Source organism: Enhydrobacter sp. (genome assembly GCA_025808875.1).
Classification (GTDB): Bacteria; Pseudomonadota; Alphaproteobacteria; order Reyranellales; family Reyranellaceae; genus Reyranella.
The window spans coordinates 3614991-3636085 of the sequence record CP075528.1 but is presented as its reverse complement, the minus strand read 5'-3'; the positions used below and the strand labels follow the sequence as shown (position 1 = coordinate 3636085).

Genomic DNA, 21095 nt, shown 5'->3' with positions numbered 1-21095 from the left:
GGATGAACGAGACGATTGCGCGGGCGCCGACCGGCACGACCATGATCCTGCGGGCGCTGGCACGCTTTCCCGACCGTACGGCCTTCGCCTGGGAGGGTGGCAGCCTGACCTATCGGGCGACCGCGTCGCTGATCGGCCGCTTCCAGGCGGCGATGGCGGCGGCCGGCGTATCGAAGGGCCGCACCGTTGCCTTGCTGAGCGCCAACAGCGCGCCGGCCTGGTGTGCCGGCGTCGCCGCCTCCGGGTTGGGCGCGATCGTCACGTGGCTGCATCCGCTGGGCTCGCTCACCGACCATCTCGACGTCATCGACGATGCCGGCGCGAGCGCACTGGTCGTCGATCCTGCGACGCACGCCACGCGCGGCGGCGAGCTTGCGACCAAGGCGGGCGACCGGCTCACGCTGGTGCTGACGATCGGCCGCGCGGATTTCGGCCGGGACCTGATGGCGGCCGCCGGCGCCGTCGGCGAGGCGAGCCCGGTCGACATGGCCACGGCCGACGACTACGCCATCATCAACTACACCGGCGGCACGACGGGGAAATCCAAGGGGGCGATCCGACGCCATCGCTCGTCTGCCGCGAGCTCCGTCGTGATCGCCGCCGACTTCGAATTTCCGCAGGTGCCGCGTTATCTCGCCGCCGCGCCGATCACCCACGTGTCGGGAACAAAGGTCGTGCCGTCGCTCCTGCGCGGCGGCACCGTTCATCTGCTGAAGGGCTTCGATCCAGAGAAGTTCCTCGCCACCATCGAGCGCGAGAAGATCAATTTCACGCTCATGGTGCCGACCATGATCTACGTCCTGCTCGACCATCCGAAGCTCGGCGGGACCGACCTCTCCTCGCTCGAACTGGTCCTCTATGGCGCCTCACCCATGTCGCCGTCGCGGCTTGTCGAGGGGTTGGAGCGCATCGGGCCGGTGTTCAGCCAGCTCTATGGTCAGACCGAATGCTATCCCGTGAGCGTGCTGCGCAAGGCCGATCACGACACGAAGCGTCCCGAGCTGTTCGCGTCGTGCGGCTTCCCGGTCGCGTCGTGCGAGGTCACGTTGCGCGACGAGGACAACGAGGAGGTGAAGCCCGGCGAGGCAGGCGAAATCTGCGTGCGTGGGCTGCACGCCATGGAGCGGTACTGGAAGCGCCCGGAGCAGACGGCCGAGACCTTCAAGGGCGGCTGGCTGCACACCGGTGACATTGCTCGTGCCGACGAGCGCGGCTACCTCTACATCGTCGATCGCAAGAAGGACATGATCGTGTCGGGCGGCTTCAACATCTTTCCGCGCGAGGTCGAGGACGTGATTTCGTCGCATCCCGATGTCGCGATGGTGGCGGTGATCGGCGTGCCCCACGAAAAGTGGGGCGAAGCGGTGACCGCGCTCGTGGTTCCGAAGGAGGGTGCGAAACCCCAGCCCGAGGCATTGACGCAGCTCGTGAAGGATCGCAAGGGTGGTCCTCACGCACCCAAGCACATTGAATTCGTGGAGCAATTGCCGCTCACCGCGGTCGGCAAGGTCGACAAGAAAGCGCTGCGTGCGAAATTCTGGGCGGGCCGCGAACGCATGGTCGGTTGAGCAGTCACAAACAATTCACTCGCGGCAATTCACGCGTCGGCCCTGCGAATTGGCGACGATTCAGGTTTACTTGCCATACCAAATCAGGCAGCAACGCGCGATGATGAGCTTCCGCCGGCCCATCTCGGCACTCGCCGTCCTGTTCGCCGCGCTCGCGGCGACTGGATGTGCGGGCCGCCCCGAGCCTGCATCGCAGCAGATGTTGTCGCTGCATGTCGTGCCCGACGTTCGTTTGACGGTCCTCGAGGAACGCAAGGATGAAGTGATCCGCCAGCTCTCCCATTGCGAGAGCGGCGGCTGGGGGCCGTCGGATCGCAAGATCTACGGTGGGCGCGGCGCCTATCATGGGCGTCTTCAGTTCACCATCCGCACGGTGCAGGCCTACGTTCGCATGCGCGACGGCCTGCAGCTCAGTGCCAGGGACGCATCGGAACTCGCGCACGACTACGATCGCGCCGCCGACCTCGCCAAGTACATGATCTTCGATCTCGAGGAGCCGTGGCACTGGCCCGTGTGCTCGCGCAAGATCGGCATGGTCGCCGAGCTGCGCGCGATCAAGACCAGCTACGAGGCGCTCAACCGCTGACTGCGTGATAGCCCTTGGAGCCGACGGCCTGCGCGAGCGGGCTGCGCAGGTCGCCGCCTCGGCTCAGGCGCTCGACCACGGACCTGAAGTCGTGACGCGGCCGCCAGCCAAGGTCGCGTCGCGCCTTGTCGTTGACGTAGACGCGATCGATGTGCGCGGCCATCCTCCAGCCGCGCCGCGCATACTCGGCCGCGTGCTCGGGTACCAGCCGGCGCACGAGCCCGGCCGCATCGCTGCGCAACGCCGCCATGTCGCCGTAGTTGAAGGGCGTTGTCGCGCTCACGATGTAGCGGCCGAAGCCGATTTCGGGCGCGCGCTCGGCCGCCAGCAGATGCGCCTCGACGACATCCTCGAGCTCGACCCGCCGGTGCAGGAACTCGTTGGTCTTGAGATTGGCGTCGTCGAAGGCAGCGCGCACCGCAGGTTCGTCGTCCTCCTCGGGGAAGAACCGCGAGGTGCGCAGCACCACGCAAGGTAGGCGCTGGTTGCGGTGGAAGAGCTGGCAGAGATCCTCGGCCGCCGCCTTGGTGACGCCGTAGATGTTCTTCGGCACCGACCGGACTTCCTCGGTGATCCAGGCGGCGGGCTCGCCCGGCGGCGGCACCAGCGCGTCGCCGAAGGCGCTGGTCGTGCTGGTGAAGACGAAGGCGCGCACCCGCGTCGCGGCGGCCGCCTCCAGGAGGGTCAGCGTACCGGTCACGTTGGTGTCGATGAAGATCTGGCGGCCGTGCGTGGCGACGTGCGGCTTGTGCAGGGTCGCGGCATGGAACACGGCCTCGACGCCGCGCAGGCTGCGGGCGACGCAGGCGGCATCTGCGATCGAGCCCACGTCCGTGGTGAAGGGCGAACGCACGAGGTCGAGCCCGACCGCGTCGTGCCCGCGCTCGCGCAGGACGCGCATCAGCGCCTCGCCGAGATGGCCGGCGCTTCCGGTGACCAAGACTTTCATCCGCGCTTTCTTGCACTTGGGTGGGCCAGGCGCCAAGCACAGATGTGTGCGCTGCAGCTGCGGTGGTGGCGGGAGCGGCCGATCGGAGTGGACGACCTATGCGCGGTTGGTCGAGGCGGTGTCGTCGCGCAACCAGACATAGATCGCCGGGATCACCAGCAGGGTCAGCGCCGTCGAGGACGCCAGTCCGAAGACCAGCGAGATGGCCAAGCCCTGGAAGATCGGGTCGGCGATGATGAAGGCCGCGCCGATCATCGCCGCCGCCGCGGTCAGGAAGATCGGCTTGAAGCGGATGGCGCCGGCGTCGAGCAGTGCATCGCGCAGCGCCGCGCCCTGCGCGCGCCGGTGCTGGATGAAATCCACCAGGAGGATCGAGTTGCGTACGATGATGCCGGCGAGCGCGATGAAGCCGATCATGGACGTGGCGGTGAAGGGGGCGCCCAGCATCCAGTGGCCGAGCACGATCCCGATCAGGGTCAGCGGCACGGGAGTCAGGATCACCAGCGGCAGGCGGTAGGAGCCGAACTGCGCCACCACCAGGAGGTAGATGCCAAGGATGGCGACCATGAACGCCGCCCCCATGTCGCGGAACGTGACGTAGGTCACCTCCCACTCACCGTCCCAGAGCAGCGCCGGCCGCGCCTCGTCGGTCGGCTGGCCATGGTAGTGGATCGGTGGCGGGCCCGTCTTGCCCCAGTCGAGCTTGGTGATTTCGTCCTCGACCGCCAGCATGCCGTAGATCGGCGCCTCAAAGCGGCCGGCGACCTCGGCTTGCACCATCTCGGCGAAGCGGCCATTGCGACGGAACAGGGTGTAGGACGCGGGCTCGCGCTTGACCGTGACGACGTCGCCCAGCTCTACATTGGCGCCCTCGCGGCGTGTGCCGCCGGCCGGCAATGGCGTTGAGAGTATGCGTTCGCCGAGCCATTCGGCGCTGCGCGGAAGTTTGACCACGATTTCGATCGGCTTGGTGCCGTGGCCGCGCTGCGAGTAGCCGACCTTCACGCCACCGATGATGGCCGCGATCGTATCGTACACGGCCTGCTCCTCGACGCCGTAGAATTCCAGGCTTTCCTGGTCGATCGAGAAGCGCAGCCGCTCCCCCGGCGCGCGCAACGTGTCGTCGACATCGACCACGAACGGCACCCTCTCGAACGCGTCGCGCACCTTGCGTGCAGTCTCGCGCCTGGCGGTCTCGTCCGCGCCATAGATTTCGGCGAGCAGGGTCGAGAGGACGGGCGGACCGGGTGGCACTTCGACGACCCGGACGGCCGTGCCGGCCGGCTTGGGCAGGTCGGCCAAACGCCGGCGGACATCGAGGGCGATGGCGTGGCTGACGCGCCCGCGCTCGGCCTTGGGCTTGAGGTTGATCTGCATGTCGCCCTGCTCGGGAAAGCGGCGGAGATAATAGTGGCGCACCAGACCGTTGAAATTGAACGGCGCGGCGGTGCCGGCATAGAGCTGCATGGATGTCAGCTCCGGCAGATCCGCGAGGCGCCGGGCGGCATCCATCAGGAAGCGCTCGGTGTCTTCCAGAGTGGAGCCCTGGGGCAGATCGACCACGACCTGCAGCTCGGATTTGTTGTCGAACGGCAGCAGCTTGACGGTGACGTCGCGCGTGGCGAACAGCACGCAGGCCGCAACCGTCGCCGCGGTGACGCCAGCCAGGAAGAGCTTCGAATTGCGCTGTCCGGCCAGGAGCGGGCGCGCGACCCAGAGGTAGACGCGGCCCATCGCGCCGACTTCGTCGTGACCGGTCGAAGGATCGCTCGACACCTCCCCGAAATGCCGGCCGGCGATGTGCAGCAGCAGCCACGGCGTGATGATGACGGCGACGAAGAAGGAAAACACCATCGCCATCGAGGCGTTCGCGGGAATGGGGCTCATGTAGGGTCCCATCAGGCCGCTGACGAACATCATCGGCAGGAGCGCCACGATGATGGTGAGTGTGGCGACGATGGTCGGATTGCCGACCTCCGCGACCGCCTCGACGGCGCTTGCGGCCAGGTCGCCGCCCCGCCGGGCCCGCCAGTGGCGTACGATGTTCTCGACGACGACGATGGCGTCGTCGACCAGGATGCCGATCGAGAAGATGAGGGCGAACAGGCTGACGCGATTGATCGTGTAGCCCATCAGCCAGGATGCAAACAGGGTGAGCAGGATGGTGGTCGGGATCACCACCAGCACCACCAGACCCTCGCGCCAGCCGACGGCGAAGGCGATCAGGAGCACGATCGAGACAGTGGCGAGGCCGAGATGGAACAGAAGCTCGTCGGCCTTCTCCGTGGCGGTCTCGCCGTAGTTGCGACTCACCGTCACGGTGACGTCGTTGGGCACCAAGCTGCCCTGCACCGCCTGCAGCCGCGCCAGCAGATGATCGGCGACCACGACTGCGTTGGCGCCGCGCCGCTTGGCGAAGGCGACGGTGACCATCGGTCGGTGCTCGACCGCGCCGCTTGCGCCGCGCGTCAATGTCCAGGTGCGATGACCAGGTTCGGCGGCGCCCACGATCACCTTGGCGACGTCCCTCACGTAGACCGGCCGTCCGTCGCGCGAGGTGAGCAGCAGCAAGCCGACGTCGGGCACACCCTGCAACGTCTGGCCGGCCACGACCGGCATGTTGCGGTCGAGCTGGCGGAAGGCGCCAACCGAGAACGAACGGTTGGCGTTGGTCAGCTTGTCGACGAGCTGATTCAGCGTGACGCCGTAGAGCGCCAGTCGCTCAGGGTCGGGCTCGACGCGGATCTGGTTGGGGCTGCCGCCGACGATGTAGGTGAGCCCGATATCGTCGACCTTGACCAGTTCGTGCCGCAGTTCGTCGGCGATCTGGAACAGGCCGTTGTCGGTCCACACCGCCTGGGCGTCCGGCTTGGGCTCCAGGCTCAGCGTGACGATTGCCACGTCGTTGATGCCGCGGCCGACGATCAGCGGCTCGGGGATGCCCTTGGGCAAGTCGGTGATATTGGCGCGAATCTTCTCATGGATGCGCAACAGGGCGGCGTCTTCCTCCGTACCGACGAAGAAGCGTGCCGTGACCAGGACCGAATCGTCCTGGGTGAAGGAGTAGACGTGCTCGACGCCGTTGATGCCCTTGACGACGTCCTCGAGCGGCTTGGTGATGAGTTCGATGGCGTCGCCCGCCCTGTAGCCGTTGGCTGTCACCAGGATGTCGACCATGGGCACGCTGATCTGCGGCTCCTCCTCGCGCGGCAGGGCGAGCAGCGCCAATGCGCCGACGATCAGCGCGGCAACCAGGAAGAGCGGCGTCAGCGGCGAGCCGATCGACTCCCGCGTCAGCCAGCCGGAGATGCCGAGCTTCATGGAGCGACCACCTCGTCGCCCTGTTGCACGCCAGCCAGGATTTCGATGCCGTCGTTGACCGGCTGGCCGACCTGAACGACGACCTCTCGACCGTCCCCGAGCTTGAGATAGCTGACGCCGAAGCGGCGATAGACGTAGCCGATCGGGACGACCAGCGCGTCACGCAGGCCGGTTGCGACATAGACCCGTGTGCGCTCGCCGACGAAGTAGTCGCCGAGGCCCTCGACCTCGGCGTCGGCGATCACGCGGCCCCGGTCGATCTGCGGATAGACCAGCCGCACCGTGCCGCGGCGCAGCGTCTCCTGTTCCTGCTGCTGCAGCCCGCGGGCGCCGACCAGGATGATATCCCCCGCCTTCATGAAGCGGGCATGGCGCTCGGGAAGCTGCAGCCGAAGGATGTAGTTGTCGGCCGCCAAGGAGGCCACGGTCTCGCCCGGCATGACGACGCTGCCGACCGACACCGGTACCGTCAGCACCCGGCCGGCCCCAGGCGCCAACACCGCCCCCTCGGTGGACTGCTGTTCGACGACCTCGCGGTCGGAACGCAGGGCCTGCAGCGTGCGCTCGGCGACATCGAGCCGCGTGCGGGCCTGGTCGAGCTGTGCCTGTGATACCGTGCCCGACGCGCGAAGCTGCTGCATGCGATTGTAGTCGATCAGCGCCTGCTCGCGGGACGAACTCTGCGCCTGCATCCGCGATTCGAGCGCCTGGATTTGCAGCGCGAGCTTGGGATCGACGACCAGCGCGATGCGGTCGCCGGCGGCGACGCGGTCGCCCTCGCGTACGGTCAGCTGGGTGATGGTGCCATTGATGCGCGAGCGGGCACGCAGTTCGCGAACCGGCTCGACCGTGGCGATAACGGCCTTGCGGTCCTCGACCTGCTTGAGGGCGACCGCCTGCTGCGCTTCGGAGGGCAGGGCGAGCCCGACGAACAGCAGGGCAGCGGCGGTGAGGGCAGTACGATTCATCTTCTGCTGCTTCCTTTCCCGGCATCGGTCAGGCTTGACAGATATATGAGTGATAACTAATTTAGCAACTATGAATGTTGACGAGGTCAAGTCGCGAGCCAGAGAGGCCGCCGATTTCCTGAAGTCGATGGCCAACGATCGGCGACTGGTCGTGCTGTGCGAGCTGGTAAAGGGCGAGCGCACCGTGGGCGAACTGGAGGCCGTCGCCGGCCTCAGCCAATCGGCGCTGTCGCAGCATCTCGCCAAGCTGCGCGAGGCAAAGGTGGTGAAGACGCGGCGCGAGTCGCAGACCATCCACTATTCGCTGGCCGACGCCGGCGTGAAGCGGCTGATCGACGTTCTGTACGAACTTTACTGCCGGCCGGCACGTGGCCGCCGGCGTCGTTGAGAGGAGCAAGTCATGTCCATCGATCGCGCCGTCATGGCCTTTGCCGGCCTGATGATCCTGGTGAGTCTCGGGCTCAGCCAGCTTCATAGCCCCTATTGGCTGCTGTTCACGGGCTTCGTCGGCCTGAATCTCGTGCAGGCGTCGTTCACCGGCTTCTGCCCGGCGGCGATGATCTTCAAGCGCCTCGGCGCCAAGGCGGGCTGCGCCTTCTCGTGACCTGAACTCCCGGGCCGTCGCGAAGATCCTCACAGTTTCAGGATGCCGCGACGGTGCGGGCACGCCTTGATGCACGTCAAGGCGCGGCGACCCACGCCGCGCGATCCTGACATACAGCCAGGATCGGGAGGACTTGATGCCCAAGATCGTCGTGCTCGGCGCCGGTATCGGCGGCATTTCGATGGCCTACGAGTTGCGCTCGACCGTCGGCTGCAAGGCCGAGATCGTGGTTGTCTCCGACTCGGAATGGTTCCAGTTCGTGCCGTCTAACCCCTGGGTGGCACTGGGTTGGCGCAAGCCCGAGGAGATCAAGGTTCATCTGCCGGAGACGCTGGCAAAGTACGACATCGGCTTCGACGCCGCAGGCGCGAAACGGGTGCTACCTGCGGAGAATGCCATCGAGCTTAACGATGGTCGCCGGCTTTCCTACGATTATCTGGTGATTGCGACCGGCCCGGCACTGGCCTTTGACGAGATTCCCGGGCTGGGACCCGACGCCAACAGCATCTCGATCTGCCATGTCGACCATGCCGCCAGGGCGGCGGAGCGCTGGGAGCGTTTCTGCGAAAGCCCGGGTCCGATCGTGATTGGCGCCGTCCAGGGCGCGTCCTGCTTCGGACCGGCCTACGAGTTCGCGATGATGGTCAACACCGACCTGCGTCGCCGCAGGATCCGTGACAAGGTGCCGATCACCTTCGTCACCTCGGAACCCTATATCGGCCATCTCGGCCTCGGCGGCGTGGGCGACACCAAGGGCCTGCTTGAATCGGAAATGCGTGAGCGCGACATCAGATGGGTGACCAGCGCCCGCGTCGACCGCGTGGAGCCCGATGCAGTGGAGTGCACGGAGATCGTCGCCGAAGGCAGGCCCGGGCCACAGCACCGGCTTTCCGCCAAGCTCGCCATGTTCATCCCCGCCTTCCGCGGCGTGTCGTGCCTGATGGGCGACGACGGCAAGGGCTTGCCTTGGCTCGCCAACCCGCGCGGCTTCGTGCTGGTCGACAAGCACCAGCGCAACCCGACCTACAGGAACATCTTTGCGGTCGGCGTCTGCATCGCCATCCCGCCCTACGAACAGACCCCGGTGCCGGTCGGCGTGCCCAAGACCGGCTACATGATCGAGTCGATGGTGACGGCGGTCACGCACAACATCGCCGCCCTGGTCGACGGCAAGGAGCCGATCCAGGAGCCGACCTGGAACGCCGTGTGCCTGGCGGATTTCGGCAATGACGGTGTGGCTTTCGTGGCCCTGCCGCAGATCCCGCCGCGCAACGTCAACTGGTCCGGCCAAGGCTACTGGGTGCACGCCGCCAAGGTCGGCTTCGAGAAGTACTTCCTGCGCAAGGTGCGCAACGGCACCAGCGAGCCCGGCTACGAGCGGCTGATCATGAAGCTGCTCGGCATAAACAAGCTGCGCAAGGACGCGGCCTGACGGCCGGCCCTAGTTGCCCAGACGATAGAGCTTCATGGCGTTGTCGCGCGTGACTTTGCGGCGCACGGCCGCGCTCGCGCCGCCGAGTTCGCGTTCGATGAACTCCCGGCTGTCTGGCCAGATGCCGTCGGGATGGGGGTAATCCGACCCCCACATCACGTTGTCCTCGCCGAGATGGTGGAGCAGTTCGACGCCGACCGGATCGGTCTGGTAGGTGGCGTAGAACTGACGATGCCAATACTCGCTCGGCTTCATCTTCAGGTCGAGGTCCTTGAACTGGTCCTCCCATTCGAGGTCCATGTGCTGCAGCACGTAAGGAATCCAGCCCAGCCCCGCCTCGCCGATCACGATCTTGAGGTTCGGATATCGCTCCGGCGCGCCGCTGAAAATCAGGCCCATCAGCATCGTGCTCATGTGCATCTGAAAGCCGGTGATATGGACGGCAAAGACGCGCCGCTGGATCGGCACCGGCATGTTCGACACGTCGGGCGAGCGGCCGCCGATCGTGTGGAAGTGGACCGGGATGCCCGTCTCGTGCGCGCATTTCCACAACGGTTCCCAGAACGGATCCCACAACGGCGTCATGTCGGGGCGGTTGGCCACGTCGAAGCCGCGCACGCCGCGCCTGGCGTTGCGCATCATCTCGTCGACCGACGCGGCCATGTCGTAGTTCGGGATGTTGGCTAGGCCGACGAGGCGGTCGGGCGCCGCCGCGCAGAAATCGTGCAGCCAGTCGTTGTAGATCCGCAGCATCTCGTGGGCCGCCTCGGGATCGTTGAGCCGCCCGCTCGATCCAAGGATGCCGTACAGCACCTCGGCCTGGACGCCGTCGCGATCCTGGTCCTGCAGGCGCAGGTCGACTTCGGTCAGGCGGCGCCGGCCTGCCTTGCCGTCGTCGTAGAGGCCGGTCGAGGCCATGCGGTCGGAGCGATGAATGACTCCGGGCACGTATTCGCGGCCGGCCGAGCCCATGCCGTTCATCAGGCCGAACTTGGCACCCTTCGCGCTGATCCACTCGGGACCCTTCGGTCCGTCGACGACATACGGCATGCGGTTCTTGAGAGGGGCCGAGGCGTTCTTCGTGAAGAGGTCGGGCGGCAGCCAGATCAGGTCGACATGCCCGTCGGCGGAGATGACGTCGTACTTCATCGGGCGTTCCTCCTGCACCCGATCATCCTCCCTTTGCCGCGTCTTGTCAGCGCGGCCGCACGATGGTGAGCGCGATGCCGCCCAGGATGGCGAAGGATGCAATCGCCAGGCGGCTCGTCAGCGGTTCGGCCAGCAGCATCACGCCGCCAAGAGCAGCGATGGCCGGGACGCTGAGCTGGATGATCGCCGCTGTCGCGGCCTGGAAGGAAGGCAGGACGGCGTACCAGAGCACGTAGCCGAGCCCCGACGTGACGGCGCCCGAGGCGACGGCGTAGGCAACGCCCACGCGGTCGAGCTCGGCGGAAGGCAGGGTGGCGAGGCTGAGGACGACCGTGAAGGGCACGGCCAGAATGAAGTTGCCGGCCGTTGCCCCCGTCGCGTCCTGCACGCCGCGCCCAATCAGCGAGTAGCCCGCCCACGACACGCCCGCCGCGATCATGAACGCCGCGCCCAGCAACGGCGGGGCCGCGAGCCCCGGCAGCAGCATGTAGACCAGCCCGCCGACCGCGACGGCGAGGCCGGCCGCCTGAAGCGTGCGCAGGCGTTCGCCGCGCGCCAGGCCGAAGCCCAGCATGCTGGTCTGCACCGTGCCGAACAGCAGCAGGGCGCCGGTGGCCGCCGTGAGATCGCGATAGGCGAAGGAGAAGAAGGCGGCGTAGCCGAACAGGCAGGCCGCGCCCCACCAGCTGCCGCTGGCGAGCGGCCGGCCGGCACGGCTCCATATGATCAGCGCAAGCACCAGCGCACCCGAGACGAGGCGGATCGACGTGAAGCTCGCCGCGTCGATCGCGGTGTCGCGCAGCGCCACGCGGCACAGCAGCGAGTTGCCGGCGAAGGCCAGCATCGTCAGCGCCGTGAGCAGCGCGATGCGAACGGGATTGTGCATACGCTGCCCGGCATATAACGGAGACGCCATGTCCACCAGTGAAACCGTCGCCGACTGGCTCGACCGCTGCTCCTCCGCGCTCTCGCGGGGCGACGTCGATGGCGCCCTGGCGATGTTCGAACCCACCGTCTGCTGGCGCGACCTCGTCGCCTTCACCTGGAACATCGTCACGCTGGAGGGATGCGACGCGATCGCCGCGATGCTGCGGGCGCGCCTTGCCGCCGTGCGGCCCGGCGCGTTCCGCCGCGAGGGCGGCGAGGGCTGGTTCACCTTCGAAACCGCGCTCGGCCGAGGCCGGGGCCGCGTGGTTCTAAGGGAAGGCCGCGCCGCGACCTTCTTCACCGCGCTGCTCGAGCTCAAGGGCTTCGAGGAGAAGGCTGGACCGCGCCGCGATCTCGGTACCGAGCACGGCGCGATCCGCGGCCGCGTGACCTGGAGCGATCGGCGTCAGGCCGATGCCGACGAGCTCGGCTTCACGCGCCAGCCCTACGTTCTGGTCGTCGGCGGTGGGCAGGGCGGTATCGCGCTCGGTGCGCGGCTCAAACGCATCGGCGTGCCGGCTTTGATCGTCGACGCCAACGAGCGGCCGGGCGACGCCTGGCGCAAGCGCTACAAGTCGCTCTGCCTGCACGATCCGGTCTGGTACGACCATCTGCCGTACCTGCCGTTTCCCGACCACTGGCCGGTCTACACGCCCAAGGACAAGATGGGTGACTGGCTCGAATCCTACAGCCGGATCATGGAGCTCGACTATTGGTGCTCGAGTCCGTGCCGCCGCGCCGCATGGGACGCGGCACGTGGCGAATGGCGCGTCGTCGTCGAACGCGCCGGCCGCGAGATCGTCGTGCGGCCCAGGCACCTGGTGCTGGCGACCGGCATGTCGGGCTTTCCCGAGGTACCCGACTTCCCCGGCCGCGAGCTCTTCAAGGGCACGCAGCACCATTCGAGCCGCCATGCCGGCGGCGAGGGCTGGGGCGGCAAGCGCTGCGTCGTCGTCGGTTCCAACAACTCCGCGCACGACATCGCCGCCGATCTGTGGGAGCACGGCGCTGCGGTCACCATGATCCAGCGTTCGCCGACGCTGGTCATGCGCTCCGAGACATTGGCGCACTACCGTCCGCTCTATTCCGAGGCCGCGCTCGCCAACGGCATCACGACGGACAAGGCCGATCTCACGGTGGCGTCCAATCCCTACGCGCTGCTGCGCGAGGCGACGCAGCCGACGGTCGAGAAGATCAGGCGCGAGGATACGGCCTTCTACGACCGACTGGAAGCGGCGGGCTTCCGCCTCACCTTCGGCGAGGACGAGACCGGCATCTGGCCGATGTATCTCAGGCGCGGCTCGGGCTACTACATCGATGTCGGCGCCTCCGAATTGATCGCCGACGGCTCGATCGGGCTCAAGGCAGGCGAGGTGGCGCGGCTCACCGAGGATGCCGTGGTGATGCGGGACGGCACGACATTGGAAGCCGATCTCGTCGTCTATGCCACGGGCTATGGATCGATGAACCAGTGGGCTGCCGCGCTGATCTCCCAAGAGGTCGCCGACAAGGTCGGCAAGTGCTGGGGGCTCGGCTCGGGCACGGTCAAGGATCCCGGTCCATGGGAGGGCGAGCTGCGCAACATGTGGAAGCCGACGGCGCAGGAAGCGCTCTGGTTCCACGGCGGCAACCTGATGCAGTCGCGCTTCTATTCGCGCTTCCTTGCGCTGCAGCTTAAGGCGCGGTTCGAGGGCCTGCCGGTCGAGGTCTATGGTCGCGGTCCCGTACACCACGAGGTTTGACGCATGAAGACGATCGCCGCGTTGCTTCTCGTCCTGCTGGCCGGCGGATGCATGAACCACGCGAGCGACCCGCCGCGTTCGACGCAGGAGTTCACGGCGGAGCTGTCGGGAACGGGCGCGGCGCACGGCAGAGTGACGGCACTCTATTCGCCGGCCACGCGCATCCTGAAGTGGCGGATGAACTTCCGCGACCTGAGTGGTCCGGTGACATGGGCGTTCTTCCAGGGGCCGGACGGCGTTGGCAACGAGCGGGCCGACATCGTGCCGATCAACCCGCCGTTCGAGGCCGGCGCCCATCGCGGCGGCGCGACCCTGACCGACCGGCAGGGTGTCGACCTCGTGGCCGGCCGCTGGTCGGTCGCCATCAGGACGGAGAAGTATCCGGCCGGCGAGCTCATCGGCGTCCTCGTTCCCGTGCCGCGTTAGTCGAAGCGGTAGTTCCAGCCGATCCAGGCACAGAGGCCGCGGCCCATCACCTTCTCGAGGTCGCGGCCCTTGAGCCACGGCAGCTCCTCGGTGAAGAAGGTCACGCACTGGCGGTACGTGCACGGCATGCGGGTGATGTCGGTGCCCCAGAAGAAACGGTCGGGTCCATAGACGTCGAAGATGCGCTGCAGCCCGTCGTGGAGATTGCGGAACGGGTAGGGCTGCGTCGAATACCCGGGCGCCCCGGTCGCCTTGACGGCGACATTGGGCAGCTTCGCCAGCGAGCAGAGCTCGGCGAGGTTGCCGAACGCCTTCTCGTCCTTCTCGAGCCGCAGCAGCCCGCAATGGTCAATGATGAGTTTCAGCTCGGGATGCGCCTCGGCGATCCTGCGGAACTGCGGCAGGAAGAGCCCGGCCATGGTGGCGACCGGAACGCCGGCCCTCTCGGCGGCCGGCCACACCCAGTCGAGCTTGCCCTCGTGCAGCGCCTTCTGCTGGTCGGGATAGAGCAACGCCCAGCGCAGTCCCATCATGCCGGGCTGCTTGCGCCAGTCCCTGATGAGGTCGCGATTCTTCGGCTCGTCGAAATCGAACTGGCCCATCACGGCGAAGCGGTCGGGATATTTCTGCGCCGCCTCGAGCGCGAGCTGGTTGGAGTCGGGATCCCAGCTGTAGGGTGGATGGATCAGCGCGCCGTCGACACCGGCCTCGGCCATCTCCTTCAGTGCCTGCTCGGCGGTGAACTTCTCGACCTTGCGATGCGTGCCCGAGGGCGGCACCACGGTCTTGCCCCAGATGTGGATCTGCGCATCGACGATCTTCATTTCTCTTCTCTCAGTTCGGGGTCGGCGCCGCCGGGTCGAGCAGCTTCTCGCGTTTCAGTTCGCTCCACAGCTCGGTCGGAATCTTGACCGACAGGCGGGCTGCGTTTTGTTTCACTTCGGCGATGCTGAGCGCGCCGGGGATCACCGAGCAAAAGGCGGGATGGAACAGCGGGAACTGCAGCGCCGCGGCGCCGAGCTCGACGCCATGGCGCTTGCACACCGCCTCGATCCTGCGGGCCTTGTCGGTCAGCGGCGCGGGCGCCGGCACGTAATCGTGCGTGGTGCCGCCGGTCAGGATGCCCGAATTGTAGGGACCGCCGAGGATCACCGAGACGTCGCGCTTCACGCATTCAGGGAGGAACGCCTCGAGGGCGCCCTGTTCGAGCAGCGTGTAGCGGCCGGCGAGCAGCATGCAGTCGAAGTCGCCGGCCTGGATGAAGCGCAGGCTGGTGTCGGCCTCGTTGATGCCGACGCCGATGGCGCCGATGACACCGGCGCGGCGCAGTTCGTCGAGCGCCTTGAAGCCCGAGTCCATGACCATCTTGAAGCGCTCGTCGAGGACCCGGCGATCCTTGATCGTCCAGAAATCGACGTCGTGCACCAGCGCGATGTCGATCTTCGCCAACCCGAGCCGGAGATGCGAATGCTCCAGCGAACGCATGACGCCGTCGTAGCTGTAGTCGAACACCGGGGCGAAGCCCGGCAGGCCGTTGTCGCGAAAATCCGCTGGCGGCTGCTCACCCGGCTTCATGGCATGCAGGATGCGGCCGATCTTGGTCGACAGCACGAAGCTCTCGCGCGGCCTCTCGCGCAGGGCGGCACCCATGCGCAGCTCGCTCCTGCCGTAGCCGTAGTAGGGCGAGGTGTCGAAGTAGCGCACGCCCGCGTCATAGGCGGCATCGGTCAGCGCCACTGCCTCGGCCTCCCGGATGGTGGCGCGGAATCCGCCCATCGGCGCTCCGCCGAGGCCGAGTGTGGTGACTTCGAGAGCCGTCTTGCCGACGCGACGTTTGGCAAGGGTCATGCCGCCTCCTGGGCCACGGTCGGTCCGGTGCCGCGTATGGTGGTGCGGCGCACATCGCGCACGATATTGAGATCGTCGAAACGGCGCACGCGGTGCATGGTCGTTCGGTTGTCCCACATCACGAGATCGTGCGGCCGCCATTTGTGGACGTAGACGAACGCCGGCTGGGTGGCGTGCTCCATCAGGTCGCGGATGAAGGTCATTGCTTCGGGTTGCGGCCAGCCGACGATCGTGCCGATGTGCGATCCCAGGAACAGCGACTTGCGGCCCGTCGTGGGGTGGGTGCGCACCAGACGCTGGCGCGCCGGCTTCATCGCCACGCGCTCGTCCGGGAGGAACTCGGTGAAGCCGAGTTGGCCGCGCGAATAGATCAGCGAATGCTCGCACACCAGGTCCTCGATCTCGGCCCTGGTCCGGGCGTCGAGCGCATCGTAGGCCGCGCGCATGTCGGCGAATTCGGTGTTCGGCCCGCACTCGGGCACGATGCGCCCGCTCAGGATCGAGTACTGGGCGGGCACGGCGCGGAACGAGGCGTCCGAGTGCCAGAGCCGATTGCCGAGCGACGACATGCGCCGCTTGGCGTCGCGCGCCAGCTTGCGGCCGTCCCGATCGAGATTGGAGACATCGGCGAAGTGCGGGTCGAGTCGCAGTTCGGCGTTGCGCACCGTCGAGTTGGCGCCTTCCTCGAGTTCGCCGAAGTTGCGCGTGAAGGCGAGTTGCTGGTCGTCGGTGATGTCCTGGCCGGGCAGGACGAGCACGGCATGGCGGTCCATGGCGTCGTCGATCGCCCGCACTTCGTCGCGCGTCAGCGGCCGGCACACATCCACGCCCGTCATGCGCGCGCCGATGTGGGTCGTGAGCGATGTGACCTTCATGGTCATCTGTTCCTCCCGGAGGACGCATGATGCGCCACCGGGAGGCTCGCTTCCATGCGCTTATCGCAAGGCAGCCGCGATGTTGCCGCCGTCGACGGTCAGCACCGCCCCGGTCGTCTTGGGAGACTTGGCCAGCGACAGGAAGGCTTGGGCGACGTCGTCGGCCGTGACCTCGAGTGCCAGCAGATTGCCGCCCATGTACTCCAACTCGCTCAAGCCGCGCGCCTTGGAACGCTGGGCGATCATCTGGTCGGTCAGCAGGCCGGAGCGGATGCGATCGGCGTTGACGGCGTTGGACCGGATGCCCTCGGCGCCGTGGTCGAGCGCGTACTGACGCGACAGGAACAGAGTCGCCGCCTTGGGCAGGCCGTAGGGGCCGAAGTCGGGGCCCGGATTGACCGCCTGCTTGGAGGCATTGAACAGCAGGCAGCCGCCGAGCCCCTGCGCGCGCAGGATGCGCACGGCGTTCTGCGCCACGCTTTGATGCGCCCAGAAGTTCAGCTCGAAGCTCTCGCGCAGCGTCGCCTCGGCAACGTCGCCGATCTTGCCCTGCCAGGCGGCGCCGGCGTTGGAGACGACGACGTCCACGCCGCCCAGGGTGGCCGCGATCCTGTCGAAGGCCGCACGCACCTCGTCGGGTCTGGTGACGTCGCAGGCGATGGCAAGGCCCTTCACCTTGCTCACGTCGCGATCGAGCACGACCACCTCGGCGCCGTCCTTCGCGAAGGCGGCAGCGGTCGCAGCGCCGATGCCCGAGGCGCCGCCGGTGATCACGACGATGCGCCGCGCCAGCGGTTTCTCGGCCGCCGCGCCGAGCTTGGCCTGCTCGAGCGACCAGTACTCGATGTCGAAGATGTCGGCCTCGGGAATGCATTCGTAGCGGCCGACCCGCTCGGCATCGCTCACCACCTCGACGGTCGTTTCGAAGAGGTCGGCGGCGATCTTGGCATCCTTGCTGGTGTTGCCCACGCCGAACAGGCCGAGTCCCGGCACCAGCACGACGCGCGGGATCGGATCGAGTTCCTTCTTCGGTACGAGCTGCTTGGCGTTGTGGCGCTCGAAATAGGCATGGTAGCTGGCGGCGAACTTGTCGAGCGCCGCCTTGGCGCCCTTGCGGAAGTCGTCGAGCTTGCCGGCCTCCGGCGCCGGCACCACCAGCGGCCAGCCCTTGGTGCGGATGGCATGGTCGGGAGTCACGGGCCCCTGCTGGCTGTAGCGGGCGACCTCCTTGCCGTTCACATAGGCGAGAATCGCGGCGTCCGTCCGAAACTCGAACACGAAGCGCTGCGCGGCCTCGCGACCGCCGCTCCTTGCCGGAAGCGACAGCAACCCGCGCAGGATCGGCGCGACTTCGGCGACGCTCGCCGTCTGCGCTGGAAGCGATACGCCCGGAAAGATCTTGCGCGTCGCCTTGGCCAACCGCTTCTCGGCGAGCGTCACCAGGTCGATCATGCGCCCATAGGCTTCCTCGGCCGTGGCGCCCATCGAGAAGATGCCGTGCTTCAGCAGGATGAGGCCCTCGACGTCGGGGTTGGCCTTGCCGACCTCGCTGCACTTTTTTGCCAACGCGAAGCCCGGCATGACGTAGGGCACCAGCGCGGCGCGCTTGCCGTAGACGTCGCGAGCCAGCTCCGCACCGTCGGGCTGGTCGGTCAGCGCCAGCACGGCGTTGGAATGGGTGTGGTCGATGAACTTGTGCGGCAGGAAGGCGTGCAGCAGCGTCTCGACCGATGGGTTGGGCGCCTTGGCGTCGAGCAGATTGCTGCGCTGGACGTTGACCATGTCCTCGTCGGAAAGCGCCTGCAGGCCCTCGAGCTCGCGCAGCGGCACGAGCCGCACCGCCGGCAGGCCGGGCGCCTCGATGCTGCCCATGTCCCAGCCGCTGCCCTTGACGCACAGCACGTCGATCTCGCGGCCGGTGATGTCCGGCATGCGGGTCTTCACCGAGGTGTTGCCGCCGCCATGAAGCACCAGCCTCGGCTCGCCGCCGAGCAGCCGCGTCGTGTAGACGCGCAGCGCCAGATCCTCGCCGATGCCCTGCCTGGCATGGCGGGCGATTTCGGCCTTGGCGTCCGCATTGGACCAGAGATTCTGCATCTTACTCCCCGGGCTGGACGCCGGCGTCTTTGGCGATCTTGATCCAGGTGGCGATCTCCTGCTCCTGGTACGGCCGGAACGCCGCGGGGTCGCGCGGGTCGACGGTGAAGCCGAGCTTGTCGATGCGTTCGACGATTTCGGGCTTCCTGAGGCTCGTCAGGATCTCCTGCGACAGCCGGTCGAGGATTGGCTTCGGCGTGGCGGCCGGCGCGAAGAAGGCGGCCCACGACGCGGCGTTGGCGCCGGTCACGCCCTGCTCCTCGAGCGTCGGCACGTCGGGCAGTTTGGCATTGCGCCTGGGGCTGCCGATGGCGAGCGCGCGCATCTTGCCGCCCTGAATCTGCGTCAGCACGCTGGGCAGCGTGGAATTCGAGATATCGACGCGGCCGCCGATCAGGTCCTGCACCAGCGGCGCGGCGCCGCGGTAGGGCACGTGGGTCATCTTGATGCCGGTGCGCGCCATGAAGAGTTCGGTCGACAGGTGCGAGCCCGAGCCGATGCCGGTCGAGCCGTAGTTCAGGCTGTCGGGTTTCTCCTTGGCGAGCTTGATGACGTCCTGGATGGTCTTGGCCGGCAGGTTGTTGCGCACGACGAAGACATGCTCGAAGGCGCCGGCGCCGGCGAGCGGCGCGAAATCCTTCACTGCGTCGTAGCCCGGCTCCTTCAGCATGAACATGTTGTTGCCGTGCGTCTGGTTGTTGCCGAAGGTGATCGTCAGTCCGTCGAGCTTGGCCTTGGCGACGGCGCGCGTGCCGATCGCGCCCGACGCTCCCGAGACGTTCTCGACGACGACCTGCTGGCCGAGCCGGTCGGCGATGTCGGCCGCGACGATGCGGGCGATCGCGTCGGTCGGTCCGCCCGCGGGATAGGCGACGACGAGCTTGATCGGGCCCGACGGCGACCACGCCTGGGCCAAGGCGGGCCCGGCGGCGACGGTGAGCGCCAGGCCGGCGGTGAAGCTGCGACGGTTCAACATGACTCTTGTTCCTTACGAATGTGAGATGACGACCTTGCCGAAGTGGCTCTGGCTCTTGAGGTGCCGATAGGCCTCCCTGGCCTCGGCGAAGGGGAATACCTTGTCGATGACGGGTTTCAACCCGGCCGCGGCGATGGCACGGGTCATCGCCTCGAACATCTGCGTGCTGCCGACATAGAGGCCCTGGACCCGGAGGTTCCGGCGCAGCATCGGCATGGGGTCGATCGTGGCGCCGAGGCCGGTCAGCAGGCCGATGACGGGGATCGTGCCGCCGATGCGCGCGGCCATGAAGGAGCGGGGCAGGGTGCCGGCGCCGCCGACCTCGACCACGATGTCGGCGCCGCGCCCGCTGGTCAGCCGCGTCGTCTCCTTGTCCCAGTCGGGGATGGCCTTGTAGTCGATCACCGCCTCGGCGCCCATCTTGCGCAGGCGCTCGGCCTTGATCGAGGAACTCGAGGTGGCGATGACGCGTGCGCCGAAAAGGCGTGCGAACTGCAGCGCGAAGATCGACACGCCGCCGGTGCCCTGGATCTGCACGACGTCGCCCGCCTTGATGCGGCCGATCTCGACCAGCGCATTCCAGGCCGTGACCCCGGCGCAGGGCAGGGTGGCGCCTTCCTCGAAGCTGAGGTGGTCGGGCAGCTTCACCACGCCGTCCTCTTCCAGCACGGCGAACTCGGTCAACATGCCGTCGATCGCGCCGCCCATCGCCGAGGTCATGGCTTCGGGGTGGAATTCACCGCCGAACCAGCGCTGCATGAAGCAGCCGGCGACGCGGTCGCCTGCCTTCACGCGACCGACACCCGGGCCGACCGCGACGACCTCGCCGGCGCCGTCGGACAGCGGGATCAGGTCCGGCTTGGGCGCGGCGCGGGCATACGAGCCTTCGATCGTGATCAGGTCGCGGTAGTTGAGCGAGGTGGCGCGCACCCGGACCAGCACCTGGCGCGGCCCGGGCTTCGGCTCGGGCCGCTCGACCATCTTCAGCGAATCGATGCCCTGCGGCGAGGGGATGACGTAGCACTTCACGAGTTGCTGCCCTTCAATTCGATGATCGTCTTGGCCATCACCGCCTCCTGGTCCCATGGGAACAGGATCCATGTGTCCTGGCTGACCTCGGTAATGTAGCTGTCGACCGTCGGCCGGCCGGCCGGCTTGGCGTAGACGGTGGCGAAATGCGCCTGGGGCAGCAGCGCGCGCACGCTCTTGGCGGTGACGCCCGTGTCGACCAGGTCGTCGACGATCAGCCAGCCCTTGCCCTTGTCCTGCTCGGCGGCGGTGCCCTTCAGCAGCTCGACCTTGGCGCCGCGCTCCATGCGGTCATAGGTCGAGCAGCAGACGGTGTCGATCAGGCGAAGGTTCAGCTCGCGTGCGATGATGGCGGCAGGCACCAGCCCACCGCGCGTGATGGCGACGAGCCCCTTGAAGGGCCCGAGATCGGCCAACCGCCAGGCGAGAGCCCGCGCATCGCGATGCAGTTCCGTCCACGAGACGGGAAACATCTTGCTGTAACCCGCGCCGCCCGCCATCCGATCCGCTCCCCGTTTCGCTCCACCCGGTCGGGCTTGCCCCCCGGCAAGCGCTGAACTAACACCTTCCGCCGACGCAATGAAGGTCGCCGGAAGCT

19 protein-coding genes are annotated in these 21095 nt (G+C 67.3%); 7 read left to right on the top strand and 12 right to left on the bottom strand.

Annotation, left to right across the window (positions count from 1 at the left end):
• Nucleotides 1-2 precede the first annotated feature (2 nt).
• Nucleotides 3-1568, top strand: a complete 1566-nt coding sequence (locus KIT25_18090; protein UYN93944.1) for an AMP-binding protein — start codon at nt 3-5, stop codon at nt 1566-1568.
• 100 nt (nt 1569-1668) lie between these two features.
• Nucleotides 1669-2154: a hypothetical protein gene (locus tag KIT25_18085; GenBank protein UYN93943.1), complete on the top strand. Its 486-nt coding sequence runs from the start codon at nt 1669-1671 to the stop codon at nt 2152-2154.
• Here KIT25_18085 and KIT25_18080 read toward each other — a convergent pair.
• The 3 genes from KIT25_18080 to KIT25_18070 form a co-directional block, all read right to left on the bottom strand.
• Nucleotides 2144-3103 carry an NAD(P)-dependent oxidoreductase gene (locus KIT25_18080; GenBank protein ID UYN93942.1) on the bottom strand — a complete coding sequence of 320 codons (960 nt, stop codon included), beginning with the start codon at nt 3101-3103 and terminating at the stop codon, nt 2144-2146. The genes KIT25_18085 and KIT25_18080 overlap by 11 nt on opposite strands.
• Before the next feature lie 96 nt (nt 3104-3199).
• Entirely contained in the window at nt 3200-6424 is a 3225-nt protein-coding gene (locus KIT25_18075; protein UYN93941.1) for an efflux RND transporter permease subunit, read from the bottom strand.
• Nucleotides 6421-7392 carry an efflux RND transporter periplasmic adaptor subunit gene (locus tag KIT25_18070; protein ID UYN93940.1) on the bottom strand — a complete coding sequence of 324 codons (972 nt, stop codon included), beginning with the start codon at nt 7390-7392 and terminating at the stop codon, nt 6421-6423. Before KIT25_18070 ends, KIT25_18075 begins: the two co-directional genes overlap by 4 nt.
• Nucleotides 7393-7462: 70 nt before the next feature.
• On the opposite strand from KIT25_18070, the gene KIT25_18065 reads away from it, so the two are divergent.
• The 3 genes from KIT25_18065 (at nt 7463) to KIT25_18055 (ending at nt 9428) form a co-directional block, all read left to right on the top strand.
• On the top strand, nt 7463-7780 hold the full coding sequence (locus KIT25_18065; GenBank protein ID UYN93939.1) for a helix-turn-helix transcriptional regulator: 318 nt from the start codon (nt 7463-7465) through the stop codon (nt 7778-7780).
• Nucleotides 7781-7792: 12 nt separating this feature from the next.
• On the top strand, nt 7793-7996 hold the full coding sequence (locus KIT25_18060; GenBank protein ID UYN93938.1) for a DUF2892 domain-containing protein: 204 nt from the start codon (nt 7793-7795) through the stop codon (nt 7994-7996).
• Nucleotides 7997-8132: 136 nt separating this feature from the next.
• Complete coding sequence (locus KIT25_18055) at nt 8133-9428, top strand: NAD(P)/FAD-dependent oxidoreductase (GenBank protein ID UYN93937.1); 1296 nt, start codon at nt 8133-8135, stop codon at nt 9426-9428.
• Nucleotides 9429-9437: 9 nt separating this feature from the next.
• Here KIT25_18055 and KIT25_18050 read toward each other — a convergent pair whose 3' ends face one another.
• Both KIT25_18050 and KIT25_18045 read right to left on the bottom strand, forming a co-directional pair.
• Nucleotides 9438-10577, bottom strand: coding sequence for an amidohydrolase (locus KIT25_18050; protein ID UYN93936.1), 1140 nt, complete (start codon nt 10575-10577; stop codon nt 9438-9440).
• A gap of 46 nt (nt 10578-10623) precedes the next feature.
• The gene (locus KIT25_18045) at nt 10624-11463 is read right to left on the bottom strand and encodes a DMT family transporter (protein ID UYN93935.1); all 840 of its coding nucleotides are present in this window, start codon (nt 11461-11463) and stop codon (nt 10624-10626) included.
• 28 nt (nt 11464-11491) lie between these two features.
• Between KIT25_18045 and KIT25_18040 the strand changes: the two genes are divergently transcribed.
• The gene (locus tag KIT25_18040; protein ID UYN93934.1) at nt 11492-13246 is read left to right on the top strand and encodes an NAD(P)/FAD-dependent oxidoreductase; all 1755 of its coding nucleotides are present in this window, start codon (nt 11492-11494) and stop codon (nt 13244-13246) included.
• A 3-nt stretch (nt 13247-13249) separates the two neighbouring features.
• A complete protein-coding gene (locus KIT25_18035) occupies nt 13250-13672 on the top strand; it encodes a CHRD domain-containing protein (protein UYN93933.1) in 423 nt (140 codons plus the stop codon).
• Here KIT25_18035 and KIT25_18030 read toward each other — a convergent pair.
• The 7 genes from KIT25_18030 to gpt are packed head-to-tail and all read right to left on the bottom strand — an operon-like array spanning nt 13669 to nt 20997.
• The gene (locus KIT25_18030) at nt 13669-14496 is read right to left on the bottom strand and encodes an amidohydrolase family protein (GenBank protein ID UYN93932.1); all 828 of its coding nucleotides are present in this window, start codon (nt 14494-14496) and stop codon (nt 13669-13671) included. The genes KIT25_18035 and KIT25_18030 overlap by 4 nt on opposite strands.
• A gap of 10 nt (nt 14497-14506) precedes the next feature.
• On the bottom strand, nt 14507-15520 hold the full coding sequence (locus KIT25_18025; GenBank protein ID UYN93931.1) for an aldo/keto reductase: 1014 nt from the start codon (nt 15518-15520) through the stop codon (nt 14507-14509).
• The gene (locus tag KIT25_18020; GenBank protein ID UYN93930.1) at nt 15517-16401 is read right to left on the bottom strand and encodes a TauD/TfdA family dioxygenase; all 885 of its coding nucleotides are present in this window, start codon (nt 16399-16401) and stop codon (nt 15517-15519) included. The genes KIT25_18025 and KIT25_18020 overlap by 4 nt, the downstream gene beginning before the upstream one ends.
• Before the next feature lie 54 nt (nt 16402-16455).
• Nucleotides 16456-18492 carry a bifunctional aldolase/short-chain dehydrogenase gene (locus tag KIT25_18015; GenBank protein UYN93929.1) on the bottom strand — a complete coding sequence of 679 codons (2037 nt, stop codon included), beginning with the start codon at nt 18490-18492 and terminating at the stop codon, nt 16456-16458.
• 1 nt (nt 18493) lies between these two features.
• The gene (locus KIT25_18010) at nt 18494-19468 is read right to left on the bottom strand and encodes a tripartite tricarboxylate transporter substrate binding protein (protein ID UYN93928.1); all 975 of its coding nucleotides are present in this window, start codon (nt 19466-19468) and stop codon (nt 18494-18496) included.
• A 12-nt stretch (nt 19469-19480) separates the two neighbouring features.
• On the bottom strand, nt 19481-20554 hold the full coding sequence (locus KIT25_18005) for an NAD(P)-dependent alcohol dehydrogenase (GenBank protein UYN93927.1): 1074 nt from the start codon (nt 20552-20554) through the stop codon (nt 19481-19483).
• Nucleotides 20494-20997, bottom strand: a complete 504-nt coding sequence (gene gpt, locus KIT25_18000) for a xanthine phosphoribosyltransferase (protein UYN93926.1) — start codon at nt 20995-20997, stop codon at nt 20494-20496. The genes KIT25_18005 and gpt overlap by 61 nt, the downstream gene beginning before the upstream one ends.
• Nucleotides 20998-21095 lie beyond the last annotated feature (98 nt).

Bases quoted from the DNA above. Each gene is read 5' to 3' on its own strand.
- KIT25_18090 (UYN93944.1), top strand. From the start codon at position 3: ATGAACGAGACGATTGCGCGGGCGCCGACCGGCACGACCATGATCCTG.
- KIT25_18085 (UYN93943.1), top strand. From the start codon at position 1,669: ATGATGAGCTTCCGCCGGCCCATCTCGGCACTCGCCGTCCTGTTCGCC.
- KIT25_18080 (UYN93942.1), bottom strand. From the start codon at position 3,103: ATGAAAGTCTTGGTCACCGGAAGCGCCGGCCATCTCGGCGAGGCGCTG.
- KIT25_18075 (UYN93941.1), bottom strand. From the start codon at position 6,424: ATGAAGCTCGGCATCTCCGGCTGGCTGACGCGGGAGTCGATCGGCTCG.
- KIT25_18070 (UYN93940.1), bottom strand. From the start codon at position 7,392: ATGAATCGTACTGCCCTCACCGCCGCTGCCCTGCTGTTCGTCGGGCTC.
- KIT25_18065 (UYN93939.1), top strand. From the start codon at position 7,463: ATGAATGTTGACGAGGTCAAGTCGCGAGCCAGAGAGGCCGCCGATTTC.
- KIT25_18060 (UYN93938.1), top strand. From the start codon at position 7,793: ATGTCCATCGATCGCGCCGTCATGGCCTTTGCCGGCCTGATGATCCTG.
- KIT25_18055 (UYN93937.1), top strand. From the start codon at position 8,133: ATGCCCAAGATCGTCGTGCTCGGCGCCGGTATCGGCGGCATTTCGATG.
- KIT25_18050 (UYN93936.1), bottom strand. From the start codon at position 10,577: ATGAAGTACGACGTCATCTCCGCCGACGGGCATGTCGACCTGATCTGG.
- KIT25_18045 (UYN93935.1), bottom strand. From the start codon at position 11,463: ATGCACAATCCCGTTCGCATCGCGCTGCTCACGGCGCTGACGATGCTG.
- KIT25_18040 (UYN93934.1), top strand. From the start codon at position 11,492: ATGTCCACCAGTGAAACCGTCGCCGACTGGCTCGACCGCTGCTCCTCC.
- KIT25_18035 (UYN93933.1), top strand. From the start codon at position 13,250: ATGAAGACGATCGCCGCGTTGCTTCTCGTCCTGCTGGCCGGCGGATGC.
- KIT25_18030 (UYN93932.1), bottom strand. From the start codon at position 14,496: ATGAAGATCGTCGATGCGCAGATCCACATCTGGGGCAAGACCGTGGTG.
- KIT25_18025 (UYN93931.1), bottom strand. From the start codon at position 15,520: ATGACCCTTGCCAAACGTCGCGTCGGCAAGACGGCTCTCGAAGTCACC.
- KIT25_18020 (UYN93930.1), bottom strand. From the start codon at position 16,401: ATGACCATGAAGGTCACATCGCTCACGACCCACATCGGCGCGCGCATG.
- KIT25_18015 (UYN93929.1), bottom strand. From the start codon at position 18,492: ATGCAGAATCTCTGGTCCAATGCGGACGCCAAGGCCGAAATCGCCCGC.
- KIT25_18010 (UYN93928.1), bottom strand. From the start codon at position 19,468: ATGTTGAACCGTCGCAGCTTCACCGCCGGCCTGGCGCTCACCGTCGCC.
- KIT25_18005 (UYN93927.1), bottom strand. From the start codon at position 20,554: ATGGGACCAGGAGGCGGTGATGGCCAAGACGATCATCGAATTGAAGGG.
- gpt (UYN93926.1), bottom strand. From the start codon at position 20,997: ATGGCGGGCGGCGCGGGTTACAGCAAGATGTTTCCCGTCTCGTGGACG.